Genomic DNA, 21,288 nt, shown 5'->3' with positions numbered 1-21,288 from the left:
TATCCGCACCCGCCAACAGGATTTTCACCGCACGGCACGATGGAGGTGCAGCCGCGAGCGTCAGGTTTGACATGCGCACCCGTGCATATCAAAATGGAATCGCTTTCCATTAAGGAGTTGGTTCGATGACCGCCGATGCCGCCACCGCCCACACGCACAACCCATACCGCTCCCCCGGCCCCGCGCCGGTGCCCGCGCGCGCGGTCCTGGAGGACGCGGGAGAACTCCTGCGCGCCCTGGCCGCGCCGGTCCGCATCGCCATCGTGCTACAACTGCGCGAGTCGCCGCGCTGCGTCCACGAACTGGTCGACGCGCTCGGCGTGACCCAACCGTTGGTGAGCCAGCATCTGCGCATCCTCAAGTCCGCGGGCGTCGTACACGGCGAGCGGTCCGGCCGCGAGGTGCTCTACGAACTCGTCGACGACCATCTCGCGCACATCGTCGTCGACGCCGTCGCGCACGCCGAGGAAGGGTGACCCGTGCCTGACAAGACGCTGGACTCGCACAAGTCCGTCGGAATCCGCAGCACCAGGCAGCGCAGCGCCATCGCCGCGCTGCTCGGCGACATCGAGGAATTCCGCTCCGCGCAGGAACTCCACGACGAGTTGCGCCGCCGCGGCGAGGGCATCGGGCTGACCACGGTGTACCGGACCCTGCAATCGCTGGCCGACGCGGGCATGGTCGACGTGCTGCGCACCGACTCGGGCGAGTCGGTGTACCGGCAGTGTTCGAAGGGGCACCACCATCATCTGGTGTGTCGGCACTGCGGGCGCACCGTCGAGGTCGAGGGGCCGACCGTTGAGGCGTGGGCGGAAACCATTGCGAGCGAACACGGTTTCACCGAGGTGAGCCACACCATGGAGATCTTCGGGAGCTGCCGCGAGTGCGCCGCCGCGCGCGACGAGCAGAACCGTTGAGCAACCGCCCGCGAGGGCGGAGTCGTCGGCGCCGCTGAAGCTCGGTTAACAGCATTCCGACCAGCCGATATTTCCTGAGGAATCGATCCACAATGGATCGATTTCGAACTCAGGAGGAAGCGTGCGTACTTCATCACGCAGCGCTCGGGGACATCGCGCGGGCCGAATCGTTGCCGCCGCGTTGGCAAGCGCCTCGTTATTGCTCACATCGGCGTGCCTGGAAGAGGATACGAGCGGCTCCCCCGCGACGACCTCCGTGATCGCGGCGCCGCAGGGCGGCGCGGGCGGTGAGCAGGGCGGCGCGGGCGGTGAGCAGGGCGTGCGCGGCGCCGTCGTGCGCACCGTCGGCAAGACCGGCTGGTTCGAAGGGTTCGAGATCACCGTCGACAAGGCCACCGTCACGCCCGACGAATACGGCGGCGGCAAGGTGGTGATCGACATCACCTACAAGAACACGACCGCGCAGAACCTGACCCTGAGCAACAACTCCCACCTGGAGACGGGCAAGGAGGTCGACGGCGGCGCGAGCTTCGACAATCCGGCCGTGCCGGGCAAGGGTTCGGCCACCGGCCGGGTCACCACCCCGGTGCAGAAGCTCAAGGACGCCGATCACCTGCTCGACACCATCACCGTGGTCTACGGCGAATCCACCGACAACCAGACCAAGATTCCGCTGGCGAACTCCGGCAAGGTCGAGAGCGTGCAGCCGAAGACGCTGCCGATCACCGGGACCCTCGTGCAGGACCAGACCACCGTCCAGGTCACCGCCGCAACGCTGAACCCCAGCTACACGAAGAACGAACGCGGCAAGGACGAACTCTCGCTGCGGGTGAAATTCGTGGGCGGCGCCGGTATTCCGGCGGGTGGCACGAATATCTACTACCAGTACTTCTCGCTGCGCACGCCGGACGGGCAGACTCTGGTCGCCGATTTCCGCGGCACGATCAACGAATTGCTGTCGCGTAACCAGACCATCGACAAGCCCGACAACTATGTGGTGTTCGTGGTGCCGAGTCCGGCCGCGGGGACCTACGTGCTGTCCTACGACAACTCCAACGGGGTGACCACCGCGCCGACCTTCACTTTCACCGTGCAGTGAACCGCTTCGGCGGGCGATGAGCCCCTTCAGCACGGATGAACTCGTTCTGCCGCAGTGATCGGTTCGCCTCTTCATCGATGACGAGCCGCTGCCGCGCGATGGGATTCCCACCGCGCGGCAGCGTCCTCGGTGTTCGATCAGCGGAACGTCACCGTGTCGCCCGCACCGACCGTAGTCCGGTCGGGGTGTCGCCTGCGGAGGCCGACTTCCGGTTCGATCGGGCGTCCATGGGGACTGCCGTCCGGTCCGACTCCGCACTCGTAAGGATCGGAGTCCCGTCCGACTCGGCACCCGTGAGGATCCGAGCCCCGTCCGACTCGGCACCCGTGAGGGTCGGAGCCCCGTCCGACTCGGCGCCGGTTGGAACCGAGGTCCGGTCCGACTCAGCGCAAGCGGGGGCCGATGCCCAGTCCTGCCCGGTGCCGGTGCCGGTGAGAACAGCCGCCCTGTCCTGCCCGGCGGCGCGTTCGCGCAGTACGCCGACGATCAGCAGGACAGCGGCCACCGCAACCCAGACTCCCAGCACCGCAAGCGGTTTCGCAGCGCCTGTGCCGTCGAAGAACGCGACCGAGCGCAGCAGCGAAGCCGCCGCTCCCGGCGGGAGATACTGCCCGATCGCACCCCAGGGCTGCGGGAGCAGTTCGGGCGCCGAGGTCGCGGCCGAGAACGGGTTGCCGACCAGCAACATGGTGAGCGCCGCGATACCGATGCCTGCGCGACCGACGACGGCGGCGAGCCCGACGACCGCACCCGCCACCGCCGCCGATACCAGCCCGGCCACCGCCGAGAGCAGCAGATACGGGCCCGGCACCACCGACATCCAGCCTTGGATGATCGCCGTACTCAGCAGCCCACCCGCGACACCGAAGCTCAGCAGACCCGCGCCGCGCGCCGCCGCCGTCGGGATCACGAGGCTGAGCAGCACACCCGCGGCGATGCCCGACATCACCAGTGGCAGCACCATCGCACCGAAGGCGGTGCCACGCGGGTCGTCGGAATCGGCGGCGACCACATCCTCGACGGCGGCCGGGGGCACACCGGACAGCGTTTGAGCCATGGCCGCGAGTTGTTGCGCCACAGCGGGACTCGCACCGGAGGCGACCAGCATGCGCGGCGCGCCCGCACCGGTGACGATCGCCCCGTAGACCTCGCGATCCGCGATGGCGGCGCGGGCGGCGGCCTCGTCGGCGACGGTGGTGATCTCGAAGGCGCCGGGCGCGGTCTGGTGCAGCCGGGTCTCGACGGCGCCCGCCTGCGGTCCGGCGACGGCGAGGGGTAGGTCGCGCGGCGCGATATTGGCGGCGGGCCACGCGAAGGCGATGAGCATGAGGGCTTGGAGCAGGGCGGCGCCGAGGCCGATCGCGAGCGCCCGCTTGGTGGAGTTCATGATCTCTCCCGAAAATCGAATGTTCGTTCTTTTTCGATGCCCTCACGGTCGCACGCCCCCGACGGACTTGTCAAGAACGGATATTCGTTTTACTTTGAGTCCATGCCACGAGTCAGCGAGGAACACCTGGAGCGCCGCAGGCGGCAGATCCTGGACGCGGCACGACTGTGCTTCGCCCGCAAAGGCTTCCACGACACCTCCATGCAGGACGTGTTCGCCGAATCCGGGCTGTCCGCGGGCGCGGTGTACCGCTACTTCAAGAGCAAGGACGACATCGTCGCCGCCCTCGCCACCCAGACCATGGTCGGGCTGCGCGCCACCATGCTCGAAGCGATCCGCGCCGACACGCTGCCGACGCCCGCCGAACTCATCGGGCCGATCGCCGAATACATAGTGGAACGCAGCGGTCCGGAAGGGCCGGTTCGGCTCGCACCGCAGGCCTGGTCGCTGGCGCTGGTCCGCCCCGAAGCCACCGGTTACGTGCGGGACGCGATCCTCGCCCTGCGCGAGGTGTGGCACGAATACAGCGAGCGGATGCGAGCGGTGGGCTGGCTACCCGAGAACGCCGACACCGAAGCGGTGGCCTCGGCGCTCATCGGCCTCCTGCCAGGATTCATCCTGCAGCACCTCATCATCGGCGACCCGACACCGGAGACGCTGGCGCGCGGAGTGCGGACCCTGCTGCCCTACGGAGAAGACCGCGCCTGAACGCTCAGGACGGGGCGAGCAACCCGGTCCGCGCCCGTCCCGCGCCGGAGAGCACCAGCAGCAACATCGTCGCCAACGCCTGATCGGCGAGTCCGGCGGCGGGGAAGGTGTAGCGCAGAATCACGTCGGCGAGTTTGCCGTGGCCGATCACCGTCAGCGAACCGAATTGCAGCGCGTTGTTGCGTTCGGCGACCCGCTTGTGCAGTTGCGGCTTCAACGGGCGATCCCAGGCGAGCACACAGGTCAGCGAGACCACGTCGAGGCCGGGCGCCAGATTCACCGCGCGCAGCGAACACAGTGCACCCTCGTATTCGAATCCGATCGAACCCTCGGGATCGACGCGCACATCGATGTCGTACAGCGACAGGCACGCACCCGCCCGCGCCTGCAACTCCTGCTCGGGGGTCACCGCCGCGTCCATGTCAGCGCCGCCGTTCATCGGATACCGCCGTTCACTCGGTGCCGCCTCATGTGGTGCCGCCTCATTTGGTGCCACCGAAGCGGCGGTCACGCGAAGCGTACTCGAGGCACGCCTCCCACAGGTTGCGTCGGTCGAAATCGGGGAACAGGGTCGCCTGATAGACGTATTCGGCGTAGGCGGACTGCCAGATCAGGAAGTTGGAGCTGCGGAACTCCCCCGACGGCCGCAGGAACAGGTCGACATCCGGCATATCCGGCTCGTCCAGATACCGCGCGACCGTGGCCTCGTCGACCCGTTCCGGATCGATCTCCCCCGCAGCCACCCGCCGCGCGATCTCACGCGCCGCGTCGGCGATCTCGGCGCGGCCGCCGTAGTTGACGCACATGGTGAGTGTCATCACCGTGTTGTCCTTCGTCAGTTCCTCGGCGATCTCGAGTTCCTTGATGACGCTGCGCCACAGCCGAGGACGACGGCCCGCCCAGCGCACCCGCACCCCCATCTCGTGCATCTCGTCGCGGCGGCGGCGGATCACGTCGCGGTTGAAGCCCATGAGGAAACGCACCTCGTCGGGGCTGCGCCGCCAGTTCTCGGTGGAGAAGGCGTACGCCGACAGCCACTTCACCCCGATCTCGATACAACCCTCGACGGTGTCCATCAGCACCGCCTCGCCGCGTTCGTGTCCGGCGGTGCGCGCCAGACCGCGCTCCTGCGCCCACCGACCGTTGCCGTCCATGACCAGCGCCACGTGCGACGGGACGAACTCCAGCGGGATCGCGGGCGGCCGCGCACCCGACGGATGCGGCGACGGCGGCCGAATCGTCCGCCCGGTGTCATGGGCTGTCGTAGTGGAGTCGCGGCGCAGGATCACGGGGTCCATCCTGCCTGATGGGTCACAGCGCGCCGGGGTCGGCCATGACACCCGCGCGCGACGCTAGGAACCCGCCGACGCGCCCGCGCGCTCGATCAGCGGCAGGGTGCGCAACTGCCGCTCCAGATGCCATTGCAGATGGGCCGCGACCAGCCCGCTCGCCTGTTTGCGCACCGAATCGGGCGCACTCTCGACCTGCTCCCACCGACCTTGCCGCAGCGCCGCCAACAGTTCGAGCACACCGGGAGCCGGGGTGGCCGCGCCGGGCGGACGGCAGTGCACGCACACCGCGCCGCCCGCCGCCACATGGAACGCGCGATGCGGACCCGGCGTCGCGCATTTCGCGCACTCGTCCAGCGCGGGCGCCCACCCGGCGAAACCCATGGCGCGCAACAGGAACGCGTCGAGTATCAGTTCGTGCGGACGCTGTTTCGCGGCGATGGCGCGCAACGCGCTCGCGGTGAGCGCGTGCAGTTTCGGCGCGGGCGCGCGCTCCTCCCCCGCCAGCCGTTCCGCGGTCTCCAGCACCGCGCACGCGGTGGTGTAGCGGCCGTAGTCATCGATGATGTCGGCGGCGAACGCCTCCATCGTGTGCACCTGGGTGACCACGTCCAGTGAGCGACCGGGATGCAACTGCACATCGATATAGGCGAACGGCTCCAACCTCGCCCCGAACCGCGACTTCGTGCGCCGCACCCCCTTGGCCACCGCCCGCACCAGCCCGTACCGGCGCGTCAGCAGCGTGACGATGCGATCGGCCTCGCCGAGCTTGTGCTGACGCACCACGACGGCCTCGTCCCGATACAGCCTCATCCGTCACTCTCCAGCCGCATGACCAGCACCTTATCCGCTCTTCGTGAACGGTTTCGCACCGTACGTCCGCAAAGCGGACCATCTCGTGCTGCCTCAGAACATAGTGCCGGGTGGTGACAGGTGAGTCGTGCCCGAAGGAATTCGCGCTACGCGAAGTCGTCGAACTCCCCGGCTTGCGCACCTTTCAGGAACGCGCTCCATTCCGCTCGGGTGAACTCGACGGTTCCGGCGTCGCGATGGTTGCTGTTGCGGACGTAGACCGTGCTCGGTGTCCCGGCAACCTCCACGCAAGTGCCGTTGTCGGTGAAGCTCGACACGCGCCATTCGAGGTTATCCACGGTTCTCCCATTCCTTCGCCAATTCCGTGATGAACTTGCGCGACTCCGTGGGGTTGAGGGCCACCTTCGCCCCGTGGTCGTACGCGCCCGCGAAGTATCCCACCTCCTCGGCATCGGTGATCCAGCGACCACCCGCGTAGGACTCGAAATGCACTCTCGGTGATCCCCAAGGGTGACTCATGATCGAAAAGCAGTTGAGTCGCCGAGCTTCGTACTGCCCGGCGGCATAGGTGGTCACACGAACCGTGACGTTCGGCAGCTCGGACAGTTCGGCGAGTGTCGACAGCTGCTCGGCCATGACGGCCGGTGTGCCGACGTGTAGCCGCAGTGCCGATTCCGGCATGATGACATCGAGTACCAATTCCCCGGAACGCACTCGTTTCTGTCTGTGTAAGCGTTGGTCGACGGCTTGTCGAATGTAGGTATCCGATACGCCCGAAATGCCGATACGCCCCACCAGAGCCTCGACGTAGCTCGGTATCTGGAGCAATCCATAGACCGCTCTGGGTTCATGGCAACGGATCGCCGTAGCCGATTGCTCCATCCCCAGATAGGTCGACAGCCACTCCGGCACTTCACCTTCCACCGAAGGAACACTGCTGAGCATCGCGGATAGCTCATCCATCGTAATACCCAGGGCCTCAGCATATTTGATCCGCTGGCTGGGGTGCGGGGTACCTTCGTTGCGTTCCCACCTACCGAGCGTGGTTCGGTCCACCTCGACCTCGTCGGCGATCTGCTCCTGAGTCTTGCCCGTGGCCTTTCGAGCTTCGATGAGGCGCTCTCTTCGCATAAACGCATCGTAAGTCTCTCTCGAGCGCCGTGGTTCGATTTGCCGTTGTCACAGACGATTACATCGGCGCCCTCGCCGGGATGTCCTCTCGCTCATCTGCTTCCGACTCCGGCGCGGGGTTGCCCACCGAACACAAGGGGACACGGCAGAAGGGGTGCGGCAATGGGGTTCGACTGGCTGGGCAGGGCGACAACGCCTTTCGGCGACGGCAATACCGTGGAGGAGATAGCGGCACGGATAGGCGCCGAACGTCGAGCGTCGGTGTTGCCCACAGGTTGGCCCCACGAGGCGCCCGACCGCCCGCTGAGCGTCACCGAGGCCCATCAGGCCATGCAACGGCACCGCGATTGCCACACCGACGAGTGCGCGCGCAAGACTGCCGCACGCGACGTATTGATCGCGGCGGGGCGGATGGTGCCCGCACAGCCACGGACCCGATGAACGATGTGGGGTCTGGCTCTCGCGTTCGCCGTCCCGCTGATCGCCTGCCTGGTCCTGATCTTCTGGCCGACCGAGCACTGAGCGATCGGTGCCTTTCAGGGCCAATTTGTCGCACCTACGGAAACCCGGGAAGCCGCATGGGGACAGGCTATTCATCACCTGAGCGCGACCGCGCGGTTTGTGCCAACGCCCGGTGCAACCAGTGTTCCGCGGCCCCGGTGGTGACTTCTCCGATGATCTCGGCGGTCGACGCCCAGTATCGGTGGATGCGGTAGTCGGGGGCGGCGACGCGCAGCAGTCGTTCACGGAATCGCGGGGTGTCCGGTTCCCGCCGGGCGGCGGCGTGCGCGGCGACGAATCGGTCGAGTTCGGCGCCCGGTCGCGGCGTCACGCCCGCGCCGAGCAGCACACCCGCGGCCTCGCAAGCACCCGCGAGCTCGGTGAGGAATTCGCGCTTGTCGCGAATGCGGCCCGGGTCGGTGCGCCACAGGTATCGACGCATGGCGACGGCCGAGCCGGGATCGGTGACGATGGCGGTGAGTTCGGCGAAGGCGAGGACGTGGCGGGGTGTGGGGTCGGCGGGCGGGGCGGGAATGTTCATGGCGACGAAGCCGTCGAACAGGGCGGTCGGCGAGCCGACGAGTTGTCGTCGCCAGAATGCGACGAGTTGGTAATGGGCGCGATGGCGGTCGTGGACGGCGGCGAGCAGTTCGAGGCGCGCCGCGCGTTCGGCGGGTGGGGCTTGCTCGACGGCCGTCAGCGTGGCCCGCCTCCAGGTCATCGCACCCAATTCGGTATCGAGCGCGGCGCGTTCGGCGGCCGCGGCCTCGGCGATCGAGATCGTGTCGGTGAGCACAGCGACGACGGCGGACAGGCCGAGACCGAGTGCGCGCAGTCGCCGGATCAGGCGCAGGCGATCGACCGCCGTCTCCGGGTCGAAGATGCGGTGTCCACCCGCGCTGCGCCGGGGTTCGAGAATTCCCTCGTCGCAATAGAACCGGATGGTGCGCACGGGTACTCCGGTCCGGCGGGACAGTTCCCCGATGCCGATGAGGCCGTCCCGACGTGTGTTCTCGGTCACGATCGCTGGAACCTCCACCCGGCTGGAATTCCTACCGTACTCCCCACGATCACGACGAGAGGAGTCACGCGAATGACCACCGAAACACCGAGGGAAATCGAACATATCTGGCGCGCCGTCGCCGTCGAGCGTGCGAGCCTCGCCGACCTGCTGGAGACCTTGCCGGAGAGCGCATGGGATCACGAATCCTGGTGTGAAGGTTGGCGAATTCGCGACGTCGTCGCCCACCTGAACCTGTCCGTCGATCCGTCTGTCGCGACGATTCTGCTCGCTCTGCTACGCGCCCGCGGCAACCTGCACCGCATGATCCGCGACACCGCGATCCGTCACGCGCGGGCTTGCACGACCGGCGACCTGCTGACCGAACTCCGCGACAGCGTGGACGCACGCGCGACGGCATTCGGCACAACCCCGGCCGACCGCCTGATGGATGTAATGGTGCACGGTCAGGACATAGCCGCCCCACTCGGAATCACTCGGGAGATGCCGCCTGCCGCGGCGCGATCGGCACTCGACCGCGTCTGGAACATGGGCGCGCCGTTCCACGCCCGCAAGAAACTGCGCGGCTACCGCCTCGTGGCCACCGACGACACCTGGGTCGCCGGTGACGGCACGGTCCTCGAGGGTTCGCTCACCACCCTGCTACTGCTGGTCACCGGGCGCCCTGTCGGCAGCTCGGACCTCGGTGGCGACGGAGCGACCCGCTGGTTCTCGCGACAGTAGCGGTCACTGGCGCTTCTCCGCACTTTGCAAAGTCGAGGCCCACATACCCAAGTCCGACAATTCCCACACGGTCAGGTAGTACCGGTAACTGACACTGGTGCGGAATTCGGCCATCTCGGCGGCGATGCTCTCGTGTCCCGGCTCCGCCTCCTTCAAAGGGGCAGGATCGGCGAGCACACCCGCGATGGCTCAGTCGTCCTCGTCGGGCTCGTCCGGATCACGCAGCGGCCGGTGACGGCCACCGAGATCGAGTAGCTGGAAGTTGTAGTGGCCTTCGAGCCGGATATGTCGACACACGAACGCCAACAACCGGGCCGCGTCCTCGGATCACACCGAGTGGTGCTGAGCCGCGCACCATGCGTGCGTGACAATCCGACAACACAACACGCCCCGGAACAGTGACAGGCTGTCACTGTTCCGGGCCCAGGGTCTGAATCCCTGGTTACGCGGGTGTGACTCCGATGTTCAACTGAACTCCGAACGCGCCCGCGAGGCGGTCCAGAGTCTGGATGGTGGGCACACCGTCACCTGCCTCGAATCGGCTGATGGCGTTCTGCTTCATCCCTGCTCGCTTCGCCAGCTCGCTCTGAGTCCACCCCCGCGCTTCCCGTGCTTGCCGGACCTGCTCGCCGAGCTTGTAGGCGATCTCAGCTGCCCGGTAAGCGGCCTGGTACTCCGGGTTTGCACGGGCCTCTGCGCTGCGGCGGTCGAATTCCTCCTGGCTGATCTTCCGTTCAGTCGTGGTCATGGTTTATCTACCCTTTGGTTCTCTCTCGCGCACCCGAGAGATTCAATGCCTTCCTCGGCACCGCTGCAACAGTGCCGAGGAAAGGTGGTCTAGCCTCTTCCGACTTGCTCTTCCTCAAGCGGAAGGTGTGAGGATCTCTCATACCTGTGTTGATCAGCGCCACTCTCGGCCCCTGATCAGCGCAGGTATCAGCTCTTCGCTGAGTCAGACGTTCCTACGTCGTCAGATGTCATACATCCGGCGCAGCGGATGGTTGTCTTATTTGCCGGTGGCAGTCTGTGCGCATCATCGTGATCTCCCGTTTCTGGGGTTGGTCTTGTCGTTGTCGGTAGAGGTGATGAGGTGTGCTTCTGTTCGAAATCGTCACCGGGCGGTAAGTCGAGGTAGCTTTCGCGGCGAACCGACTGCCGCGAAAGCCCCCAGAGTTATCAGGTTTCGAACACGTTGTGATAGGTCCGGTCGTGTTCGTTCTCGCACACCTTCTTCGCCTGCACAGCACGCTCGACCTCGCCGATTTCGCGCTGCGCCGACTTCACGAAAACGGTCAGGAGAATGATCTTGTTCTCTCCAGGGAACCAGTAGGTGATCCGGACGTTCCGGTTTCTGGAGATCTCGAAACGGAGCTCACGGACGCCATCCCTGAGGTAGCGGCAATGAGGCATGGACAAATTGGGGCCCTTCTCAGCGAGGAGGGCCGCCGAAGTCCGCGCGGGCGCGATCTCCAAGACCCAGGTTCAACAGAAAGTCCACGACTTCCCGCTCGGCGATCATCTCGAACAAACGCACGAACCTACAGTATCACACATGCGTGATACTACCTGATCAGCGGTATTATATCCAGCTCTCAGGCGCATCAGCCACCACCGTGGCGTGTCCCCGCCCCCAAACTGGCGCAATCGTGGGTTCGCACAGGAAGCGCAAGGACACAGAGGTGTCATTCCTCGCGTTTCGGGCGGGCGCGGAGGTGGGCTCGTTCGCCCTGTTTGCCGAAGAGGCTGAGGAATTCGACGGGGTCGGGGTCGGCGGCGCCGAACCAGTGGGGTTGGCGGGTGTCGAATTCGGCGGCTTCGCCGGGGGTGAGGATCAGGTCGTGGTCGCCGAGGATCATGCGGAGGCGACCGTTGAGGACGTAGAGCCATTCGTAGCCCTCGTGGGTCTGCGGGTCGGGGATGCGGCGGGCGCTGTTCGCCGCGATCACGATCTTGTAGGCCTGGATGCCGCCGACCCGACGGGTGAGTGGCACCATGGTCATGCCGTTGTGCGTGACCGGGCGCAAATGGATACGGGGATCACCGGTCGGGGGCGCGTCCACGAGTTCGTCCAGGGTCACGCCGTGCGCCCTGGCGAGGGGGAACAGCAGTTCCAGGGTGGGTTTGCGTTCACCGGATTCCAGTCGAGAGAGCGTGCTGACCGAGATTCCGGTGCGGGCGGACAGGTCGGCCAGGGTGATCTCCCGCTGTTTGCGTAGCGCGCGCAGACGGGGGCCGACCGCGTCGAGCGCTCGGCCGAGGTCGGTGTTCATGGGAGATATTTTGCCATAGCGGCAAAACAATTTGCCAGGGTGACGGTGCGTCGTCCATGGTCGTGACAAGGAGGTGGTCATATGACCGATCAGCTGGAGAAGAAGTACGACGCGGTGGTCGTCGGCGGGGGTGCGGCCGGACTCAACGGGGCTCTCATGCTGGCCAGGGCGAAGCGTTCGGTGGCGGTGATCGACGCGGGCGAACCTCGCAACGCGCCCGCCGAAGGTGTGCACGGACTGCTCGGGCACGACGGTGTCGCGCCCGCCGAGCTGACGGCGCGGGGGCGCGCGGAAGTGCGTGGATACGGGGGGCACATCGCCGAAGGCGAGGTCGTCGACCTGCGCCGCGACGGTGCGGAATTCACGGTGACCCTGGCCGACGGGCGCGCGGTCGGGGCGCGCCGGGTGCTTGTCACCACCGGACTCGTCGACGAGCTGCCCGAGATTCCCGGACTGCGCGAACGCTGGGGTCGCGATGTCGTGCACTGTCCGTACTGCCACGGTTGGGAGGTCCGCGACCGGGCCATCGGCGTCATCGGGAGCGGACCGATGTCGGTCCACCAAGCGCTGTTGTTCCGGCAGTTGAGCGACGACATCGTCTACATCACCCACACCGTGCCGCCCACGGCCGGACAGGCCGAACAGCTTGCGGCGCGCGGGATTCGAGTGGTGCAGGGTGAGGTCGCCGGGCTCGAGACCGAGGACGACGAGCTGAGCGGAGTGCGGCTCGCCAACGGAACCGTCGTTGCCCGTGACGCCGTGGTCGTGGCCACGCGGATGGTCGCGCGGGCGGGTTTCCTCGCCTCGATCGGACTGAGCACGGTCGAACATCCGTCCGGGGTGGGTGTGCATCTCGTCACCGATGCCACCGGACGCACCGATGTGCCCGGTATCTGGGCGGCGGGCAATGTCACCGATCCGAGTACGCAGGTCGGGGCGAGTGCCGCAGCGGGCGCCGCGGCCGGGGCGCAGATCAATTTCGACCTGGTCAACGCCGAGGTGGAGGCCGCGCTGGTCGAGTACCGAGCGTCGCACGCCGCCGTCGCGGGAGTCGTCGCGGGCTGAACCACCGCGCTCAAGTGCGCAGCAGTCCTGAGATGAGCAGCATCAGTGACTGCTGCGCCTGTGCGCGCGCCTGCTCCTTGTCGGGCGCGTGCGCGACTATCAGCCCCGCCTCGGAGATCGCGCTCAACAGGAGTTGGGCCAGCGTCCGGATCGGGACATCGGGAACGAGTCCCGCCGACCTGGCCGCTTCGAGCTGATCCATGATCAACCCGAGCCCGTAGCGCGCCTCGAGCTCGCGCCACTGCTCCCAGCCCAGCACCGCGGGCGCGTCGAACAGGGCGATGCGGATCATCTCCGGTCGCTGGCAGATCTCCAGGAACAGGTTCAGCCCGATGGCCATGGTTACCAGCACGTCGTCGCTGTCCGCCGCGGTCATGGCGCGTTCGATCTCGGCGGTGTTCTCCAGTTCGAGTTGTTCCAGCACGGCCAGGAACAGGCCGCGTTTGTCGTCGTAGTGGTGGTGCAGCGCGCCGCGGGTGACCCCGGCCTCGGCGACCAACTGCTCGGCCGAGGTTCCCGCGAATCCGCGCTCGGTGAACAGGCGGCGACCCGCCTGCTCGAGCGCGGCCTTCGTGGTGCGGGAGCGATCCTCCTGACTACGGCGTGGCATGCAGCCGAGTGAACTCCAGAATCTGTCGTGTGAGCAACTCCGGCTGGTCCTCGGGCAGCAGCGTGTAGGAGTCGTCGACGAGCGTGAGGGTGGCATTCGGCAACTCGCGGGCCAGTCGTTCGGCGTAGGCGACGGGGAACACACGGTCTTCGCGCGCCCACACCAACCGCACCGGTATACCGACCGTGTCGAATCGCCGTGCGGCGTCGAGGGTGTATTCGCTGCGCGCGGTGTCGAGAAAGCGGCGCAGGTCGGCGCGGATGGCGGCGGAGCGGCGGCTCGGCAGCAGGTAGGAGCCGGTGATGTCGGCGCGCAGCGGGTATTTCGTCACCAGCCCGAAGGCCAGCGGGAGCCGGTGCAGCGCCCTGATCCGCAGCGTCTCGGTGATCGCGCGCACCGCGCCGGGCAACTGGGCGACGCGTGCCAGTGTGGAGAACGGCTGCGGCAGGAACTTGTCGTAGCAGTCGACGGAGGCGAGTACGACGCGGCCGATCCGTTCCGGGCGGCGCGTGAGCAGGACCTGGGTGATGGCGCCGCCGGTGTCGTTGGCGACGAGTGTGACATCGGTGAGGTCGAGGCGTTCGAGGAAGTCCGCGATGAGATCGGCGACACCGGTCGGGGTGAGATCGGCGTTCGGGACCGGGATCGAATGCGATCCGAGCGGAAGGGTGGGGACGACACAGCGATGCCCCGCGGCCGCGATACCGGGGACGACATCGCGCCACAGGTCCGCGTTGACGAGCAGACCGTGGATGAACACGACCGGCGTGCCCGTCCCGATCTCGTGGTATTCGATTCGGCCGCCGGGCAATTCGATCTCGCGGGCCGTGCCGAGCGATGGACTGATCGCCATAATGTCGCCTTCCCTCTGATTGTCGGTGTCACTACCAGCGTGACATACATACCGTATGTATGTATAGACTTGAAATCGGCTCGCCGCATCCCCCCTCGGTCCGACGAAGCGTTGCGCCCGTTTCGCGATGGAATCCGTGGGAGGATGGTGTGGTCGTCGTTCGTGGGGCGTGCGGAAGGGGAAACCAGGTCGTGGAGCGTGCCACGGTTTATCGATGGAACATCGGCAACGGCACCGGGGTATTGACGCGGCCGGATGGCACGCTCGCGTGGTTTCACCTGTCCACCGTGGATCTCGGGGATGTACGCGCGTTGCGCGAGGGTGACGACGTAGACGTGGAGATCGAGAACGTTCCGCAGGGGGAGTACGAATGTCGAGCCACATCTGTGCGCAGGCACACGGGCTAGTCCTCGCGCCGGCGGCCGTGTTCGCCTCCACCGCAACCTTTCTGATACCCGCGCCGCTGGCTGTGGCGGAGCCGGGCACAGTGCCGGGGATCTACTACTACCATCCTGACGACACTCGGTATCGCTACGACGGGCCACACGGCAGTTTCACGGGCGATGCGATCTACGCGGCCCAGGATCCCACCGGGGGCAATCGGTTGATCTGGTCGTTGCGTCTTTCGTCTTATGTGCAGTCTCTGGTTCAGGGGCCGATGACGTGTGGCGCGTCAGTTTCGGGTAAGGCCAGGCCCTCGTCAAGCAGGCCGTCGGCGGTATAGGCCGCGCTCGAGACGATCAGCGGGCGGGGGACCACCGACATCGAATCGACGGCTCGAGGCGTGGACGGGGGCACCGGACGGGGGTTACGGTGCCTTTACAGGCCGAAGGGAGGGACTCGCATGAGCTCGCCGAAACGTGGGCGGTTGACGGCTGTGCCCGATCCCGCCGTGCCGCCCGAGGCTGCGGCGGAACTCGGACTGGCGGCTTCCGCTGCCGCGCTCGCGGAGGGGGTGCGCACCTCGGTGCAGGTGGTCACGGCTGCGCTCGAGCGGATCGAGGCGAGTCAGGACACGCTCAATGCTTTTCGAGTGGTGCGGCGGGAGCGGGCGCTCGAGGAGGCGGTCGAGGCTGATCGGAGGTTGGCGGCGGGTGAGCGGTTGCCGTTGCTCGGTGTGCCCGTGGCGGTCAAGGATGACACGGATGTCGCCGGGGAGCCGACGGCTTTCGGGTGCGGTGGGGAGTTTCCGGTCAAGGCCGCCGATGCCGAGTCGGTGCGGAGGTTGCGGGCGGCGGGGGCGGTGATCGTGGGGAAGACCAATACCTGTGAGCTCGGGCAGTTGCCGTTCACCAGCGGGGCCGCCTTCGGGTACACGCGCAATCCGTGGGCGTCGGACCGGACTCCCGGTGGGTCTTCGGGTGGTTCGGCGGCCGCCGTCGCCGCCGGGCTCGTGCCTGCCGCGCTGGGGTCCGATGGTGCGGGGTCGGTTCGGATTCCGGCGTCGTGGACGAATCTGGTCGGGATCAAACCGCAGCGCGGGCGGATCTCCACCTGGCCGCACGCCGAATATTTCTACGGTCTCACCGTGATCGGTCCGTTGGCGCGCACCGTCGCGGATGCCGCGCTGCTGCTCGACGCCGCTTCGGGGGCGCATGCGGGTGACCTGCACTCCCCCGAACCGGTCACCGTCTCCGACGCGGTCGGGCGGGATCCGGGTCGCCTGCGGATCGCGCTGTCGTTGCGGCCACCGTTCACCGCTGTCCGGTCAACACTGGACCCGCAGGTAGAGGCTGCCGCGCGGCGAACGGCCGCGACGTTGCGCCGTCTCGGGCACGCCGTGACCATCGCCGATCCGCATTATGGGATGCGGATCGGCATGTCGTTCCTGCCGCGTTCGATGGCGGGGATCACCCGTGCCGCGGCCGCGATGCCGGGCGCGGTGGTCGATCCGCGCACCACCGCGAATATCCGCGTCGGCCGGGCGCTCGCGGGTCCGGCTCTGCTCGCGGCACGGCGACTCGAACCGATCCTGCACCGGCGCGTCGGGGCGTTCTTCCGCGACTACGATCTGGTCCTCGCCCCGACCACCGCCACCCCGGCGCCGGAGGTGGCGGCCATCGACGGCATCGGCGCCGCCGCAACCAACCAGCTGATCACCGCCGCCTGCCCTTACACCTGGCCGTGGAATGTTCTCGGCTGGCCGAGTGTGAACGTTCCCGCGGGCTTCACCGACACCGGCTTGCCCGTCGGGACGCAGCTCATGGGGCCCGCGAGCAGCGAACCCGTGCTGGTTTCGGTTGCCGCGCAACTGGAATCGGAGCTGCGCTGGGATCGGCACCGACCCGAACCGTGGTGGTGAGGCTCAGAAGCCGAGGCGGCCCAGCTGTTTGGGATCGCGCTGCCAATCCTTGGCGACCTTGACGTGCAGGTGCAGATAGATGCGCACCCCGAGAATGTGCTCGATCTGCTTGCGCGCGGCGGTGCCGACTTCCTTGAGTCTCGCACCACCCTTGCCGATCACGATCGCCTTCTGACTCGGCCGCTCGACGTAGAGCAGGGCGTGCACGTCGAGCAACTCCTCTTTGCGGGAGCTGGTTTCGCGAGGCGGGTCTTCCTCGCGCGGCAGCACTTCCTCGATGACGACGGCCAGCGAATGCGGAAGTTCGTCGCGCACACCCTCGAGCGCGGCCTCGCGGATCAGCTCGGCCATGAGGGTTTCCTCCGGCTCGTCGGTGAGTTCGCCGTCGGGATAGAAGGCGGGGCCTTCGGGCATCTTCGAGGCGATGACGTCGACGAGGACTTCGACCTGTTCACCGCGCACCGCCGACACCGGCACCACATCGCTGTCGGGGCCGAGAAGTTCGGAGACGGCGAGCAATTGGACGGCGACCTCGTCGCGGCTGACCTTGTCGATCTTGGTGACCACGCCGAGCAGGGTGGTCCTGGGGGCCATCTGCCTGATCTGCTGCACGATCCAGCGGTCGCCGGGCCCGATCTTCTCGTCGGCGGGGATGCACAGCGCGATCACGTCCACCTCGGAATAGGTGTCGCGCACGAGATCGTTGAGGCGCTGGCCGAGCAGGGTGCGCGGGCGGTGCAGGCCTGGGGTGTCGACCAGGATCAGTTGGGCGTGGTCGCGGTGCACGATGCCGCGGATGGTGTGGCGCGTGGTCTGCGGGCGCGAGGAGGTGATGGCGATCTTCGCGCCGACCAGCGCGTTCGTCAGCGTCGACTTGCCCGTGTTCGGCCTGCCGACGAAACAGACGAAGCCCGAACGGAATTCGCCTCCCGAACTCTCGGACCGCTCAGCCACCCTGCACCTCGGCGGCGGCCGCCGCGTCGTCGACGATGTCGAAGACCGCGCCGTCACGGTCGGTGAACACGATCCGGGCCGACGGGGAGACCTCGCGGACCGCGGTCACGCCGCTGTCGGAGAACCGGCCGCCGACCACGACGGCCGCCTCGAAACCCTCGGCGCCGCTGGACAGGGCGGCGGCCACCGCCGATTGCAATGCCGTGAGGCGCAACGACTTCAGCGCGACCTCACCCGCCGCGTAGGTGCGTCCGTCGCTGTCGCGCACCGCGGCGCCGCTCGCGCCGCCGGTGCGGCCGAGCGCGCCGCGAGCCAGCACCACCAGCTTGTTGTCCTCGGCGTCCAATTCAGTCATCGCCTATCTCCGTCCTCGTGACGATCGTCCGGAGTGCCCGGCTCCGATCCGTTGGCCTTGCGCTTGCCGTTCCTCGCACCGACAGCCTGTTCGGCGGCGTCGCGATCGAGCTTGTCCGACTTCGCCGTCTTCTCCACCGCCCGCCGCACCACCACGGTGTTCACCCGCATCCGGCCGCGCGCGTCGGCGCCGCCCTCGCCGCGCAGCACCAGACCGTGCGCGATCACCTTCGACCCCGGCAGCGGCACGCGACCGAGTCCGTGCGCGAGCAGACCGCCGACGGTGTCGACATCCTCGTCCTCGATCTCGAGTCCGTAGATCTCGCCGAGATCCTCCACCGACAGCCGCGCCGACACCCGGTACCGACCGTCGCCCAGATCCTCGATCGGCGGCGTCTCGTCGGTGTCGTATTCGTCGTTGATCTCGCCGACGATCTCCTCGAGCACATCCTCGATGGTGACCAGACCGGCGATGCCGCCGTATTCGTCGACCAGCAGCGCCATGTGGTTACGGCGGCGCTGCATCTCGTCGAGCATCTCGTCCAGCGGTTTGGAGTCCGGCATGAAGACCGCGGGACGCATCACCTCGCGCACCCGCACCTTTCGGCTTCGATCCGCGTACGGCACAAGATCTTTCAGGTAGACCACGCCGAGGATGTCGTCGACCTTCTCGCCGATCACCGGGATCCGCGAGTGACCGCTGCGCACCGCGAGCGACATGGCCTGCGCGGCGTTCTTGTCCGCCTCGATCCACACCATCTCGGTGCGCGGCACCATCACCGCGCGCGCGGGCGTGTCGCCGAGTTCGAAGACCGATTGGATCATGCGGCGCTCGTCATCGGCGACCACGCCGCGCTCACCGGCCATCTCCACCACCTCGCGCAGCTCGATCTCCGAGGCGAAGGGGCCGTTGCGGAAACCCTTGCCTGGAGTGATCGCGTTGCCGATGAGGATGAGCAGGCGGCTGACCGGGCCGAGTACCAGGCCGATGAACTGCAACGGCAGCGCGGCGGTCAGCGCGATGGAATAGGCGTGCTGGCGTCCGAGGGTGCGGGGTCCGACGCCGATCACCACGTAGTCCACCAGCACCATCACCACGGCGGTGACCGTCAACGCCAAGCTCACCGACCAGACATCGATGAGCGCGGCGGCGAGCAGCACGGTGGCGCCGATCTCGCACAGCACCCGCAGCAGCACCATGAGGTTCACATAGCGCGCGCGGTCGGCGATGATGCGGCGCAGGCGTAACGCGCCCGGTCGTTCGGCGCGCGCCATATCGTCCACGCGCGCGGGTGAGATGGTGTTCAGCGCGGAGTCGATGCCCGCGAAGAGTCCGCCGACAGGAACGAGCAGACCGGCGGTCAGGACCAGTAACGGTGCGCTCACGCGGGACCCAGCGCGTCACCGGGCGCGGTGAAACCCGCCTTGCCGAGCAGGCGGGCGTCGCGTTCGGCGAGTTCGGCGCGCACCCTGGCCTGGCGCAGGTTCTCGTACCACTCCTCGAGCAGGCGGGCCTGCAATTCGAACATCTCCTTCTCCTCCTCCGGTTCGGCGTGGTCGTAGCCGAGCAGGTGGAGGACGCCGTGCACGGTGAGCAGCGCGAGTTCGTGATCGAGCGCGTGCCCCGCCTTGCGGGCCTGGGCGTTCGCGAATTCGGGGCAAAGCACGATGTCGCCGAGCATCGACGGACCCGGTTCCGGGCTGTCGGGGCGGCCGCCCGGTTCGAGTTCGTCCATCGGGAAGGACATGACGTCGGTCGGGCCGGGCAGGTCCATCCAGCGCATGTGCAGGTCGGCCATGGTGTCGAGATCGACGAGGACCATCGACAGCTCCGCCGCCGGATGCACGTCCATGCGGGCGATCACGAAACGCGCGACGCTGACCAGGTCTTCTTCGGGTACGTCGATCCCCGACTCGTTGGCGATCTCGATGCTCACCTGATCAGCGTATTCGGTATACCCGCTCACATCCCTATCGGCTCACACCGCAGGACCGCAGCGGACCCCGCGGCGGCGCCGGGACGAGCCGACGGCGCACGGTGAGTACCGTGCGCCGTCGCGACGAAGCACCCGTCAACGCCGATCGGACCGGCTCGCGGCCCGTCGCTGCGCCCGGTTCCCCGGATAGTGCTCACCGACCGCAGGTCTGGTGTCGGCCTCGAACTTGTCGTAGGCGTCGACGATATCCGAGACCAGCCGGTGCCGGACCACATCGCTGCTGGTCAGATAGGCGAAATGGATATCCTCGATATCGGTCAGGATCTCGCTGGCCGCGCGCAGACCCGAGCGGGCGCCCGTAGGCAGGTCGACCTGGGTGACATCGCCGGTGACCACGATCTTGGAACCGAAGCCGAGCCTGGTGAGGAACATCTTCATCTGCTCGGCCGTGGTGTTCTGCGCCTCGTCCAGGATGATGAACGAATCGTTCAACGTGCGTCCGCGCATGTACGCCAGCGGCGCGACCTCGATGACGCCCGCGGCCATCAGCTTCGGAATCGCCTCGGGATCCATCATGTCGTGCAGGGCGTCGTAGAGCGGACGCAGATACGGATCGATCTTCTCGTTGAGCGTGCCGGGCAGGAAGCCGAGCCGCTCACCCGCCTCCACCGCGGGACGCGTGAGGATGATCCGGTTGACCTGCTTGGTCTGCAGCGCCTGCACCGCCTTGGCCATGCCGAGATAGGTCTTGCCGGTACCGGCCGGACCGATGCCGAACACGATGGTGTTGGCGTCGATCGCGTCGACGTAGCGCTTCTGGTTCAGTGTCTTGGGTCGGATGGTCTTGCCGCGCCGGGACAGGATGTCCAGGCTCAGCACCTCCGCGGGGGACTCCGAGGAACCCTCGGTCAGCATGGACACCGTATGCCGCACCGCCTCCGGGGTCACCACCCGATTACGGCCGGTCAGCGCGACGAGCTGCTCGATCACCCGCTCGGCGAGGGCGACGTCGGCCGCCTTGCCGGTGAGGGTGACCGAATTGCCGCGGACATGGATGTCGGCGGCGAGCAGCTGCTCGAGTTCACGCAGATTCTGGTCGGCCGAACCGAGGAAGGGGAACACGGATTCGGGAGCGAGTTCGATGCCGGAACGCACGGTCCGCGCCGCGGGGCCCGAACCGCTGGATCCGCTGGAACCGTTGTCGGCGGCGCTCCTGGTGGAACCGGCGCCTGCTGCGGGGTTGGTCGGGTCTCCGATCTCGCCTTGTGTTCTCAAAAGTGGCTATGGCCTGCTTTCCGGTCTCGACTTGATGCGTTGCCTGAAGTTTAACGCGCCGCACCGACAGGGCACAGTG

At 67.2% G+C, this 21,288-nt stretch carries 27 protein-coding genes; 9 read left to right on the top strand and 18 right to left on the bottom strand.

Translation table 11 applies throughout. The annotated features are described in order from the left end of the window. Nucleotides 1-125: 125 nt before the first annotated feature. The 3 genes from IT779_RS13300 (at nucleotide 126) to IT779_RS13290 (ending at nucleotide 2,016) form a co-directional block, all read left to right on the top strand. Nucleotides 126-476 (top strand): ArsR/SmtB family transcription factor, encoded by a 351-nt coding sequence (locus IT779_RS13300; RefSeq protein WP_196149562.1) that lies wholly within the window; start codon nucleotides 126-128, stop codon nucleotides 474-476. A 3-nt stretch (nucleotides 477-479) separates the two neighbouring features. Then, nucleotides 480-917, top strand: coding sequence for a Fur family transcriptional regulator (locus tag IT779_RS13295; protein ID WP_196149561.1), 438 nt, complete (start codon nucleotides 480-482; stop codon nucleotides 915-917). A 121-nt stretch (nucleotides 918-1,038) separates the two neighbouring features. Further along, nucleotides 1,039-2,016, top strand: a complete 978-nt coding sequence (locus tag IT779_RS13290; RefSeq protein ID WP_196149560.1) for a hypothetical protein — start codon at nucleotides 1,039-1,041, stop codon at nucleotides 2,014-2,016. A gap of 148 nt (nucleotides 2,017-2,164) precedes the next feature. Here the strand turns inward: IT779_RS13290 and IT779_RS13285 are convergent, their stop codons facing one another. Next, entirely contained in the window at nucleotides 2,165-3,403 is a 1,239-nt protein-coding gene (locus IT779_RS13285) for a hypothetical protein (protein ID WP_232541677.1), read from the bottom strand. A 102-nt stretch (nucleotides 3,404-3,505) separates the two neighbouring features. Here IT779_RS13285 and IT779_RS13280 point away from each other — a divergent pair, with 102 nt between their 5' ends. Then, complete coding sequence (locus tag IT779_RS13280) at nucleotides 3,506-4,111, top strand: TetR/AcrR family transcriptional regulator (RefSeq protein WP_196149559.1); 606 nt, start codon at nucleotides 3,506-3,508, stop codon at nucleotides 4,109-4,111. Nucleotides 4,112-4,115: 4 nt separating this feature from the next. Here IT779_RS13280 and IT779_RS13275 read toward each other — a convergent pair whose 3' ends face one another. The 5 genes from IT779_RS13275 to IT779_RS37730 all read right to left on the bottom strand — a co-directional run bounded on the left by IT779_RS13275 (nucleotide 4,116) and on the right by IT779_RS37730 (nucleotide 7,344). Beyond that, nucleotides 4,116-4,550 carry a hypothetical protein gene (locus tag IT779_RS13275; protein WP_196149558.1) on the bottom strand — a complete coding sequence of 145 codons (435 nt, stop codon included), beginning with the start codon at nucleotides 4,548-4,550 and terminating at the stop codon, nucleotides 4,116-4,118. Between the two features lie 43 nt (nucleotides 4,551-4,593). Then, nucleotides 4,594-5,409, bottom strand: coding sequence for an isoprenyl transferase (locus IT779_RS13270; protein ID WP_196149557.1), 816 nt, complete (start codon nucleotides 5,407-5,409; stop codon nucleotides 4,594-4,596). Nucleotides 5,410-5,463: 54 nt separating this feature from the next. After that, on the bottom strand, nucleotides 5,464-6,213 hold the full coding sequence (gene recO, locus IT779_RS13265) for a DNA repair protein RecO (protein WP_196149556.1): 750 nt from the start codon (nucleotides 6,211-6,213) through the stop codon (nucleotides 5,464-5,466). A 146-nt stretch (nucleotides 6,214-6,359) separates the two neighbouring features. Further along, a complete protein-coding gene (locus IT779_RS37735; protein WP_332838780.1) occupies nucleotides 6,360-6,551 on the bottom strand; it encodes a DUF397 domain-containing protein in 192 nt (63 codons plus the stop codon). After that, nucleotides 6,544-7,344, bottom strand: a complete 801-nt coding sequence (locus IT779_RS37730; RefSeq protein WP_232541676.1) for a helix-turn-helix domain-containing protein — start codon at nucleotides 7,342-7,344, stop codon at nucleotides 6,544-6,546. Before IT779_RS37730 ends, IT779_RS37735 begins: the two co-directional genes overlap by 8 nt. A gap of 162 nt (nucleotides 7,345-7,506) precedes the next feature. On the opposite strand from IT779_RS37730, the gene IT779_RS37150 reads away from it, so the two are divergent. Then, complete coding sequence (locus IT779_RS37150; RefSeq protein ID WP_198428499.1) at nucleotides 7,507-7,785, top strand: hypothetical protein; 279 nt, start codon at nucleotides 7,507-7,509, stop codon at nucleotides 7,783-7,785. A gap of 148 nt (nucleotides 7,786-7,933) precedes the next feature. Here the strand turns inward: IT779_RS37150 and IT779_RS13250 are convergent, their stop codons facing one another. Beyond that, the gene (locus IT779_RS13250; protein WP_196149554.1) at nucleotides 7,934-8,866 is read right to left on the bottom strand and encodes a MerR family transcriptional regulator; all 933 of its coding nucleotides are present in this window, start codon (nucleotides 8,864-8,866) and stop codon (nucleotides 7,934-7,936) included. Nucleotides 8,867-8,938: 72 nt separating this feature from the next. On the opposite strand from IT779_RS13250, the gene IT779_RS13245 reads away from it, so the two are divergent. Further along, entirely contained in the window at nucleotides 8,939-9,589 is a 651-nt protein-coding gene (locus tag IT779_RS13245) for a maleylpyruvate isomerase family mycothiol-dependent enzyme (protein ID WP_196149553.1), read from the top strand. A gap of 3 nt (nucleotides 9,590-9,592) precedes the next feature. On the opposite strand, the gene IT779_RS13240 is transcribed toward IT779_RS13245, so the two are convergent. The 4 genes from IT779_RS13240 to IT779_RS13225 form a co-directional block, all read right to left on the bottom strand. After that, on the bottom strand, nucleotides 9,593-9,745 hold the full coding sequence (locus IT779_RS13240; RefSeq protein ID WP_196149552.1) for a hypothetical protein: 153 nt from the start codon (nucleotides 9,743-9,745) through the stop codon (nucleotides 9,593-9,595). Between the two features lie 286 nt (nucleotides 9,746-10,031). Beyond that, the gene (locus IT779_RS13235) at nucleotides 10,032-10,337 is read right to left on the bottom strand and encodes a helix-turn-helix domain-containing protein (RefSeq protein WP_196149551.1); all 306 of its coding nucleotides are present in this window, start codon (nucleotides 10,335-10,337) and stop codon (nucleotides 10,032-10,034) included. 428 nt (nucleotides 10,338-10,765) lie between these two features. After that, on the bottom strand, nucleotides 10,766-11,062 hold the full coding sequence (locus tag IT779_RS13230; protein WP_198428429.1) for a type II toxin-antitoxin system RelE/ParE family toxin: 297 nt from the start codon (nucleotides 11,060-11,062) through the stop codon (nucleotides 10,766-10,768). A gap of 209 nt (nucleotides 11,063-11,271) precedes the next feature. Further along, nucleotides 11,272-11,859 carry a helix-turn-helix domain-containing protein gene (locus tag IT779_RS13225; RefSeq protein ID WP_196149550.1) on the bottom strand — a complete coding sequence of 196 codons (588 nt, stop codon included), beginning with the start codon at nucleotides 11,857-11,859 and terminating at the stop codon, nucleotides 11,272-11,274. A gap of 81 nt (nucleotides 11,860-11,940) precedes the next feature. Between IT779_RS13225 and IT779_RS13220 the strand changes: the two genes are divergently transcribed. Continuing rightward, nucleotides 11,941-12,924: an NAD(P)/FAD-dependent oxidoreductase gene (locus tag IT779_RS13220; protein ID WP_196149549.1), complete on the top strand. Its 984-nt coding sequence runs from the start codon at nucleotides 11,941-11,943 to the stop codon at nucleotides 12,922-12,924. Between the two features lie 10 nt (nucleotides 12,925-12,934). Here the strand turns inward: IT779_RS13220 and IT779_RS13215 are convergent, their stop codons facing one another. Together IT779_RS13215 and IT779_RS13210 are read right to left on the bottom strand one after the other, a co-directional pair. Beyond that, on the bottom strand, nucleotides 12,935-13,534 hold the full coding sequence (locus IT779_RS13215) for a TetR/AcrR family transcriptional regulator (RefSeq protein ID WP_196149548.1): 600 nt from the start codon (nucleotides 13,532-13,534) through the stop codon (nucleotides 12,935-12,937). Further along, nucleotides 13,521-14,387, bottom strand: coding sequence for an alpha/beta fold hydrolase (locus tag IT779_RS13210; RefSeq protein WP_196149547.1), 867 nt, complete (start codon nucleotides 14,385-14,387; stop codon nucleotides 13,521-13,523). Before IT779_RS13210 ends, IT779_RS13215 begins: the two co-directional genes overlap by 14 nt. A 191-nt stretch (nucleotides 14,388-14,578) precedes the next feature. Between IT779_RS13210 and IT779_RS13205 the strand changes: the two genes are divergently transcribed. Then, a complete protein-coding gene (locus IT779_RS13205) occupies nucleotides 14,579-14,794 on the top strand; it encodes a cold-shock protein (protein ID WP_196149546.1) in 216 nt (71 codons plus the stop codon). Between the two features lie 437 nt (nucleotides 14,795-15,231). Then, nucleotides 15,232-16,689, top strand: a complete 1,458-nt coding sequence (locus tag IT779_RS13200; protein ID WP_196149545.1) for an amidase — start codon at nucleotides 15,232-15,234, stop codon at nucleotides 16,687-16,689. Between the two features lie 3 nt (nucleotides 16,690-16,692). Here IT779_RS13200 and era read toward each other — a convergent pair whose 3' ends face one another. From era to IT779_RS13175, 5 genes are all read right to left on the bottom strand, one after another. Continuing rightward, complete coding sequence (era, locus tag IT779_RS13195; protein ID WP_196149544.1) at nucleotides 16,693-17,643, bottom strand: GTPase Era; 951 nt, start codon at nucleotides 17,641-17,643, stop codon at nucleotides 16,693-16,695. Continuing rightward, the gene (locus IT779_RS13190; protein WP_196149543.1) at nucleotides 17,636-17,998 is read right to left on the bottom strand and encodes a cytidine/deoxycytidylate deaminase family protein; all 363 of its coding nucleotides are present in this window, start codon (nucleotides 17,996-17,998) and stop codon (nucleotides 17,636-17,638) included. The genes era and IT779_RS13190 overlap by 8 nt, the downstream gene beginning before the upstream one ends. Then, a complete protein-coding gene (locus IT779_RS13185; protein WP_196149542.1) occupies nucleotides 17,995-19,383 on the bottom strand; it encodes a hemolysin family protein in 1,389 nt (462 codons plus the stop codon). The genes IT779_RS13190 and IT779_RS13185 overlap by 4 nt, the downstream gene beginning before the upstream one ends. Beyond that, complete coding sequence (gene ybeY, locus IT779_RS13180; protein WP_196149541.1) at nucleotides 19,380-19,934, bottom strand: rRNA maturation RNase YbeY; 555 nt, start codon at nucleotides 19,932-19,934, stop codon at nucleotides 19,380-19,382. Before ybeY ends, IT779_RS13185 begins: the two co-directional genes overlap by 4 nt. Before the next feature lie 135 nt (nucleotides 19,935-20,069). Next, the gene (locus tag IT779_RS13175) at nucleotides 20,070-21,089 is read right to left on the bottom strand and encodes a PhoH family protein (RefSeq protein WP_196149682.1); all 1,020 of its coding nucleotides are present in this window, start codon (nucleotides 21,087-21,089) and stop codon (nucleotides 20,070-20,072) included. Nucleotides 21,090-21,288: the final 199 nt, after the last annotated feature.

This window comes from Nocardia bovistercoris (genome assembly GCF_015674855.1).
Classification (GTDB): domain Bacteria; phylum Actinomycetota; class Actinomycetes; order Mycobacteriales; family Mycobacteriaceae; genus Nocardia; species Nocardia bovistercoris.
This window is presented reverse-complemented; position numbering and strand designations above follow the sequence as displayed.

Excerpts from the sequence above, each read along its gene's own strand:
- IT779_RS13300 (WP_196149562.1), top strand. The coding sequence starts at position 126 with ATGACCGCCGATGCCGCCACCGCCCACACGCACAACCCATACCGCTCC.
- IT779_RS13285 (WP_232541677.1), bottom strand. The coding sequence starts at position 3,403 with ATGAACTCCACCAAGCGGGCGCTCGCGATCGGCCTCGGCGCCGCCCTG.
- IT779_RS13280 (WP_196149559.1), top strand. The coding sequence starts at position 3,506 with ATGCCACGAGTCAGCGAGGAACACCTGGAGCGCCGCAGGCGGCAGATC.
- IT779_RS13275 (WP_196149558.1), bottom strand. The coding sequence starts at position 4,550 with ATGAACGGCGGCGCTGACATGGACGCGGCGGTGACCCCCGAGCAGGAG.
- IT779_RS13270 (WP_196149557.1), bottom strand. The coding sequence starts at position 5,409 with ATGGACCCCGTGATCCTGCGCCGCGACTCCACTACGACAGCCCATGAC.
- recO (WP_196149556.1), bottom strand. The coding sequence starts at position 6,213 with ATGAGGCTGTATCGGGACGAGGCCGTCGTGGTGCGTCAGCACAAGCTC.
- IT779_RS37730 (WP_232541676.1), bottom strand. The coding sequence starts at position 7,344 with ATGCGAAGAGAGCGCCTCATCGAAGCTCGAAAGGCCACGGGCAAGACT.
- IT779_RS37150 (WP_198428499.1), top strand. The coding sequence starts at position 7,507 with ATGGGGTTCGACTGGCTGGGCAGGGCGACAACGCCTTTCGGCGACGGC.
- IT779_RS13245 (WP_196149553.1), top strand. The coding sequence starts at position 8,939 with ATGACCACCGAAACACCGAGGGAAATCGAACATATCTGGCGCGCCGTC.
- IT779_RS13235 (WP_196149551.1), bottom strand. The coding sequence starts at position 10,337 with ATGACCACGACTGAACGGAAGATCAGCCAGGAGGAATTCGACCGCCGC.
- IT779_RS13225 (WP_196149550.1), bottom strand. The coding sequence starts at position 11,859 with ATGAACACCGACCTCGGCCGAGCGCTCGACGCGGTCGGCCCCCGTCTG.
- IT779_RS13220 (WP_196149549.1), top strand. The coding sequence starts at position 11,941 with ATGACCGATCAGCTGGAGAAGAAGTACGACGCGGTGGTCGTCGGCGGG.
- IT779_RS13215 (WP_196149548.1), bottom strand. The coding sequence starts at position 13,534 with ATGCCACGCCGTAGTCAGGAGGATCGCTCCCGCACCACGAAGGCCGCG.
- IT779_RS13210 (WP_196149547.1), bottom strand. The coding sequence starts at position 14,387 with ATGGCGATCAGTCCATCGCTCGGCACGGCCCGCGAGATCGAATTGCCC.
- IT779_RS13200 (WP_196149545.1), top strand. The coding sequence starts at position 15,232 with ATGAGCTCGCCGAAACGTGGGCGGTTGACGGCTGTGCCCGATCCCGCC.
- IT779_RS13190 (WP_196149543.1), bottom strand. The coding sequence starts at position 17,998 with ATGACTGAATTGGACGCCGAGGACAACAAGCTGGTGGTGCTGGCTCGC.